The sequence below is a fragment of the Bacteroides sp. RTP31139st1_H2_RTP31139_211217 genome (genome assembly GCF_040227615.1).
Taxonomy (GTDB): domain Bacteria; phylum Bacteroidota; class Bacteroidia; order Bacteroidales; family Bacteroidaceae; genus Bacteroides; species Bacteroides uniformis.
Map to the genome: position 1 here is coordinate 14,981 of NZ_JBCNZM010000042.1, position 6,926 is coordinate 21,906.

Annotated in this window: 7 protein-coding genes; 5 read left to right on the top strand and 2 right to left on the bottom strand. The window is 49.6% G+C overall.

The annotated features are described in order from the left end of the window. Positions 1 to 959, bottom strand: a 959-nt coding sequence (gene kbl, locus ABUA47_RS09230) for a glycine C-acetyltransferase (protein ID WP_349831562.1), incomplete at its 3' end; no start/stop codon positions are given. A gap of 153 nt (positions 960 to 1,112) precedes the next feature. Here kbl and ABUA47_RS09235 point away from each other — a divergent pair. From ABUA47_RS09235 to ABUA47_RS09255, 5 genes are all read left to right on the top strand, one after another. After that, positions 1,113 to 2,069, top strand: a complete 957-nt coding sequence (locus tag ABUA47_RS09235) for an NAD-dependent epimerase/dehydratase family protein (RefSeq protein ID WP_005831407.1) — start codon at positions 1,113 to 1,115, stop codon at positions 2,067 to 2,069. 20 nt (positions 2,070 to 2,089) lie between these two features. Next, on the top strand, positions 2,090 to 2,938 hold the full coding sequence (locus ABUA47_RS09240) for a DUF4348 domain-containing protein (RefSeq protein ID WP_005832369.1): 849 nt from the start codon (positions 2,090 to 2,092) through the stop codon (positions 2,936 to 2,938). 17 nt (positions 2,939 to 2,955) lie between these two features. Further along, complete coding sequence (gene murB / locus ABUA47_RS09245; protein WP_016274343.1) at positions 2,956 to 3,942, top strand: UDP-N-acetylmuramate dehydrogenase; 987 nt, start codon at positions 2,956 to 2,958, stop codon at positions 3,940 to 3,942. A gap of 70 nt (positions 3,943 to 4,012) precedes the next feature. After that, the gene (locus ABUA47_RS09250; RefSeq protein ID WP_005832365.1) at positions 4,013 to 4,780 is read left to right on the top strand and encodes an MBL fold metallo-hydrolase; all 768 of its coding nucleotides are present in this window, start codon (positions 4,013 to 4,015) and stop codon (positions 4,778 to 4,780) included. Positions 4,781 to 4,852: 72 nt separating this feature from the next. Then, on the top strand, positions 4,853 to 6,487 hold the full coding sequence (locus tag ABUA47_RS09255) for a DUF3352 domain-containing protein (protein ID WP_005832363.1): 1,635 nt from the start codon (positions 4,853 to 4,855) through the stop codon (positions 6,485 to 6,487). Positions 6,488 to 6,654: 167 nt separating this feature from the next. On the opposite strand, the gene ABUA47_RS09260 is transcribed toward ABUA47_RS09255, so the two are convergent. After that, positions 6,655 to 6,926: DUF3127 domain-containing protein (locus ABUA47_RS09260; RefSeq protein ID WP_349831560.1), on the bottom strand; the 272-nt coding region annotated here is incomplete at its 5' end.

Here is a 6,926-nt window from a genome sequence, read left to right on the forward strand (position 1 = left end):
GTCGGCTTGATGTCGAAACCGGCGGCGGTCATCTTGTCGCGGAAGTAGTTCACGTTTTCCAGCAGTTTGTCATGCAGGGCATTGCTCTCTTTGAGCATCTTGAATACCTCGAGGCTGGCGCCGATGATGCCCGGAGCCAATGAGTTGGAGAAGAGGTACGGACGGCTGCGTTGGCGTAGCAGGTCGATGATTTCCTTGCGTCCGGTAGTGAATCCTCCCAAAGCGCCGCCAAAGGCTTTGCCCAAAGTTCCGGTATAGATGTCTACGCGTCCGTAGGTGCCGTATTGTTCGCTTACGCCGTGTCCCGTAGGGCCTACCACGCCGGCGGAGTGTGATTCGTCCACCATGACCAGCGCGTCGTATTTCTCGGCAAGGTCGCAAATGCAGTCCATCGGGGCAACGTTGCCGTCCATGGAGAATACCCCGTCCGTAACTACGATACGGAAACGCTGTGCCTGGGCTTCCTGCAGGCATCTTTCCAGGTCGGCCATGTCGGCATTGGCGTAGCGATAGCGTTTGGCTTTGCAGAGGCGTACGCCGTCAATGATGGAAGCATGGTTTAGGGAGTCCGAGATGATGGCGTCTTCCTCGGTGAAGAGGGGCTCGAACACACCGCCATTGGCGTCGAAACAAGCGGCGTAGAGAATGGTGTCTTCAGTCTTGAAGTAGTCGGAGATGGCTGCTTCCAGCTCCTTGTGGATGTCCTGCGTTCCGCAGATGAAGCGTACGGACGACATGCCGTATCCGCGGCGTTCCATAATCTGCTGGGCGGCGGCAATCAGCCGCGGGTGGTTGGACAGTCCCAGGTAATTGTTGGCACAGAAGTTCAGCACCTCTTTGCCTTTTACGCTGATGGCAGCTTGTTGTGCACTCTCAATCAGTCGCTCTTCCTTGTAGAGTCCGGCTTCTTTTATTTCAGCAAGTGTCTTGCTGAGATGGTCTTTCATTTTACCGTACATAGCATTTTATTTTTTAGGTAATACGTTGTCATTACATTTCCCACAAAGAACATCATTTTTCTTGGAATAAACAATATCAATATGGCAGAAATATGAAAAAAAAGTGTGTATATTTGCACCATATATAATAACGAAACCTTATAAATAACTCGTATGAAGAATATTTTGGTAATTGGAGCTACCGGACAGATTGGGTCGGAACTCACGCTGGAGTTGCGCAAACGTTATGGTGATGACCATGTTGTGGCAGGATACATTCCGAGTGCTATGCCCAAGGGAGAATTGAAAGCATCCGGCCCTTCGGCCATTGCCGACGTGACAGACCGTCAGTCCATCGAGGTGGTGGCGCGTCAGTTCAAGATTGATACTATCTACAATCTGGCCGCCTTGCTCTCGGTAGTTGCCGAAAGCCGTCCGGCCATGGCTTGGAAAATCGGTATCGACGGGTTGTGGAATGTGCTGGAAGTGGCGCGCGAGTACAATTGTGCCGTGTTTACCCCGAGTTCCATCGGCTCGTTCGGCGAAGCCACGCCTCATGTAAAGACACCGCAGGACACTATCCAGCGTCCGCGTACCATGTATGGCGTGACAAAAGTGACGACTGAATTGTTGAGTGACTATTACTATACAAAATATGGTGTGGATACACGCTCGGTACGTTTTCCGGGAATTATTTCGAACGTGACCCCTCCGGGTGGCGGCACTACGGACTATGCGGTGGATATCTTCTACTCTGCCGTGAAGGGAGAAAAATTCGTATGTCCGGTGAAGGCCGGCACGTATATGGATATGATGTATATGCCCGACGCACTGAACGCGGCCATCTCGCTGATGGAAGCGGCACCGGCAAGGCTGAAGCACCGCAACGCCTTCAACATCGCCTCCATGAGTTTTGACCCGGAACAGATTTATCAGGAAATTAAGAAGCATATGCCTGATTTTGAGATGGCATACGAGATTGATCCGCTGAAGCAGGCCATTGCCGACAGCTGGCCCGACTCTCTGGATGACTCTTGTGCACGCGAGGAATGGGACTGGATGCCGCAGTACGACCTGGAGTCCATGACCGTAGACATGCTTGAGAAATTAAGGGCTAAATTAAACAAGTGACCGTAAGCGGTCCGTAAAGAATGAAAAAACTTTTATTGGGATTTTTGTTGTTCGCCTTTTTGATTTCGTGTGGAAACAAAAAGGCGAAAATGGATCCCTTTGCTACCATTACGGAAATGGTGGATTCGGCCGGTCACAAGGCCGATACGCTGCTGGAAGCAGAAGTGAAGGAAGAACCGAAGCCGATGGAGGCAGACGAGCTGTTTGATGATTTTATCTTCAATTATGCTTCGGATGATGCTCTGCAAAGGCAGAGGACGGTATTTCCTTTGCCCTATTATGACCGTGACACTCCGCTGAAGATAGAGGCGGACTTCTGGAAGCACGATTATCTGTTTACCAAGCAGAACTATTACACCTTGCTTTTTGATAAGGAAGAGGATATGGACATGGTGGGCGATACTACGCTGACATCGGTACAAGTGGAGTGGATTTTCTTGAAAACGCGTATGATGAAGCGTTATTATTTTGAGAAGAAGCGGGGAATGTGGATGCTCGAAGCCATCAACCTGCGCGAGATGGAGAAAGGCGAAAATGAGGACTTCGTGGAATTCTATACCCGTTTTGTGACGGACAGTGTCTATCAGAGCAAGCATATCAGCCATCCGCTACAATTCATCACCATAGACCCTGACGACGAGTTCTCTATCCTGGAAACCACTTTGGATGTGGACCAGTGGTATGCCTTCCGTCCGGTAATGCCTGCCGACAGACTGTCTAATATCAATTACGGACAGAAGAATGAGGACTTGTCGGACACCAAAATACTGAAGGTAAATGGCATAGGCAACGGATACTCCAATATCTTCTATTTCCGCAAACGCAGTAAGGGATGGGAGCTGTACAAATATGAAGACACGAGCATTTAAAATAAAGGAGGAAAGGTTTGAGGAAGATACCCAATACATTTGGAATTGACGTTACTGCTGCAAGATTTCTGGAATACGGTTCGGAGGATGAACTGCGGGAGCTGATTGCAGCAGGACAGGTCGTTGCGCCCTGGCTGCATATCGGTGGAGGGAGCAACCTACTCTTTATTAAGGATTATGAAGGCACGGTACTGCATTCACGTATCGGTGGCCTGGAGGTGACGTCAGAGGATGAGGAGCACGTGTCGGTGCGTGTGGGCGCCGGTGTGGTATGGGACGATTTTGTGGCCTACTGTGTGGAGCGGCATTGGTATGGTGCCGAGAACCTTTCGCTGATACCGGGTGAGGTGGGGGCGAGCGCAGTACAGAATATCGGTGCCTATGGTGTGGAAGTAAAGGACCTGATAACATCCGTGGAAACCATAAACATGGCAAGGGAGAAGCGTATCTACGGGGTGGACGAATGCGGCTACTCCTACAGAAAGAGCTTGTTTAAGCAACCGGAGATGAAGACCGTGTTTGTGACTTACGTGAACTTCTGCCTGGGTAAACGGGAACATTATACATTGGATTACGGTACTATCCGGCAGGAGCTGGAGAAATATCCGGTGCTGAATCTGGAAATTTTGCGCCGCGTGATTATAGACATCCGTCAAAGCAAGTTGCCCGACCCGAAGGTGCTGGGCAATGCGGGTAGTTTTTTTATGAACCCCATCGTGCCGCGTCGGCAGTTCGAGTCTTTGCAACGGGAATATCCGGACATGCCCCACTATGATGTGGATGCCGGTCGGGTAAAGATACCGGCTGCCTGGATGATAGACCGGTGTGGCTGGAAAGGCAAGGCGCTGGGGCCTGCTGCGGTGCACGGCCGGCAGGCGTTGGTGCTGGTGAACTCGGGTGGTGCCACGGGAGCGGATATTGTCGCTCTTTCGGATGCCGTGCGGGCTTCTGTCCGCGAGAAATTCGGCATTGATATTCACCCGGAAGTTTGTTTGATAAAATAGTAAGAGAGTTTTGACACACCCAAACATTGTTGTATATAACCTGATTTTAGAAATTTATTTGATTTAGTCAATGGGAAAACTCAGAATATTAGGAAGTGGAACTTCGACCGGTGTGCCTGAGATAGGCTGTACTTGTCCGGTCTGCACTTCCACTGACCCGCGGGACAACCGCTTGCGTGCGTCATCCCTGCTGCATACGGATGATGCGGTGATATTGATAGATTGTGGTCCTGACTTCAGGGAACAGATGCTGCGTGCTTCTTCTTTTGAGAAGATAGACGGCGTACTGGTGACACACGAACACTATGACCATGTGGGTGGTCTGGATGATTTGCGCCCGTTCGGTCGTTTTGCCGATATCCCTATCTATTCCGATGCCTACACTGCTGCCCATCTGCGGGCAAGGATGCCTTACTGCTTTGTCGATAAGGTATATCCGGGAGTTCCGCGTATCTATCTGCAGGAAGTGGAGGCGGGGCAGGTGTTCCACATCAACCGGACGGAAGTGCTGCCTTTACGGGTGATGCACGGCAGGCTTCCCATCCTGGGCTACCGCATTGGCGGCCGGCTGGGATATATCACGGATATGCACATGATGCCTGAGGAATCTTATGAACAATTGAAGGGCTTGGACGTTTTGGTAATGAATGCTTTACGGCCAAAGCCGCATCCTACGCACCAGAGTATTTCGGAGGCGTTGGAGGCTGCCGGACGTATTGGTGCCAAAGAGACCTATTTCATCCATATGAGCCATCATGCAGGGCTTCATGCCGATATCGAAAAGCAGCTGCCACCCCATGTACACTTTGCCTACGATGGACTTGAAATAGATTTCTAAACTTTTTGAAACATTTGTTTTGTTTTATTAGTAGAAAATGCTATTTTTGCCAAAAGTTGATGAATAAATGCCATGAAACTCCGACTCCTCATACAGATAGCTGTCGTTGTGTCCATAGTGCTGCTATGTACCGGTTTTGGTGTGTATTCTTTCCTGCGGTTGAATTCGGTGGAGAACCGGCAGGATTTCAATCTTTATACTTTGGTGCCGCAAGATGCCACAGCCATACTCGAAACCGACCGTATGGCAGACCTCGTGGAGGATATCAATGAACTGAATTGCAGCAAAGACAATCATTTTCTATACGTATCGGAGCTTTTTGTTTACTTGAAGAAGTATTTGTATACTTTGGTGGAGGATACTCCGCATGGACTGAGTAAACAGATGAACAAGATGCTGATTAGCTTTCACGAGCCGGATACACCGATGAACCAAGTATTGTATTGCAGTTTGGGTTCGGGTGATTATGAGTTGGTGGAATCTTTTGTGGAGAAGTACTGCTCCAGTTCGTTTCCTTCCAAGTATTTCGATTACAAGGGAGAGGAGATACGTATCTATCCCATGGCAGACGGTCGTTTCCTGGCTGCCTACTTCACTCCCGATTTTCTGGTTGTAAGTTTCCAGAAGCGTTTGATAGAACATGTGATTGATGCGCGGCGCAGCAAAAAGTCCCTGATGAACCTCCCTTCTTTCCGCACTATGTACGCGGGCAAGCAGAGTAACGTGGCTGCCACGGTCTATGTGCGTATGAAAGGAGTGGATATGGGGAAGCCTACGGATGGTATCCGTTCGCAGACGCAGCTGGGCAGTTGGGCAGAGTTTGACATGAAGTTCAATGAAGATGCCATTTATTGCTCCGGCATCAGCCATGGGTCGGATTCCACACAGACGTTTATCAATGCCTTGCGGGTGCAGCAGCCGGTAGAGGACGGATTTTCCGGGGCTCTGCTTCCGTCTTCCACTTTCTTTTACGATCGCTGGGCAATGTCTGATAGAAATTCCTGGTTTGGCTTTACTGCCAGTCAGGAGTATGCCAAGGCCACCTATTCAGACTATATCAAGCAGCGTGACGAAGAGTGGATTGCTTACTTGAATGAGCATGCGGGCGAGAGCGTGATGTCTTGCTTGTTCCAGTCTAAAGACACGTTGGACAAGCTGCCTTGCGCCGTGATGTGTATCCCTCTCAAGGATGAACTGGCAGCGGAACGCCGCTTGCAGTATCTGCTTTACAGTACCCCCAAGGAAGAGGATGCTCCGCTTATGCCGAAAATGGTTTCAAATAATTCGTTGTATCCCAAAGCAAGGAAGTTCCCTAAATATGTGTTGCCCCGTAACACGCTGCTCACCCAACTGACGGGCATCACGGAGTCTGCCCTTTATACCTTTGCCTGTTTCTATCGGGGTAGTCTGTTGCTGGCTCCCGATGCACTGAGCCTTTCGGCCTATATTGAGGCGGTGGAGAGTGGAGATGTGTTAGACGGAACACCGGTGTACGAAGAGGGTATAGGCAGTCTTTCACCCATATATAATTTTGTGATGATGGTGGATATGGAGATGATGCTGAGCCAGCCTGAAACGTATGTGCGTCTGATACCGAACTTCTTCTTCCGTCAATCCAACTTCTTCCGTCATTTCATGCTTGCAGTACAATTCACTTGTACAGAAGGGGTGGTTTATCCGAATATCGTATTGCTTTATAAAGGGTGATTAATCGGTCATTCTGTAGAGTGCTGAGGGAAAATAAGCACGAGGAAAGTCAAAATACACACTCACCACAGATTGCACAGATTAACACAGTTTATTCTAGAATTTTGATAATCAAGAATTTTTAGCTGTGTTAATCTGTGCAATCTGTGGTGAATTATAACATATTCTTAGAACGGCAGGTCATCCTTTGCATCCCCTGCGAGGAATTCCGGTGCGGCAGTGGGAGCTGGCGGCGGAACGGGAGCGCCCGGAGCGGGTGCGGCAGTGCTTACGCGTTCTACCTTCCATGCGCGAATACTGTTGAACCAACGGTCTTGCCATTGGCGTGCGTCTACATCAAAAGATACTGTCAGCTCTTCGCCCATCTGAATATTGAACTGTTCGATTTTGTCCGCTCCAAATACGTCAAAACACATTTTGCGCGGATATTGGCCATGGT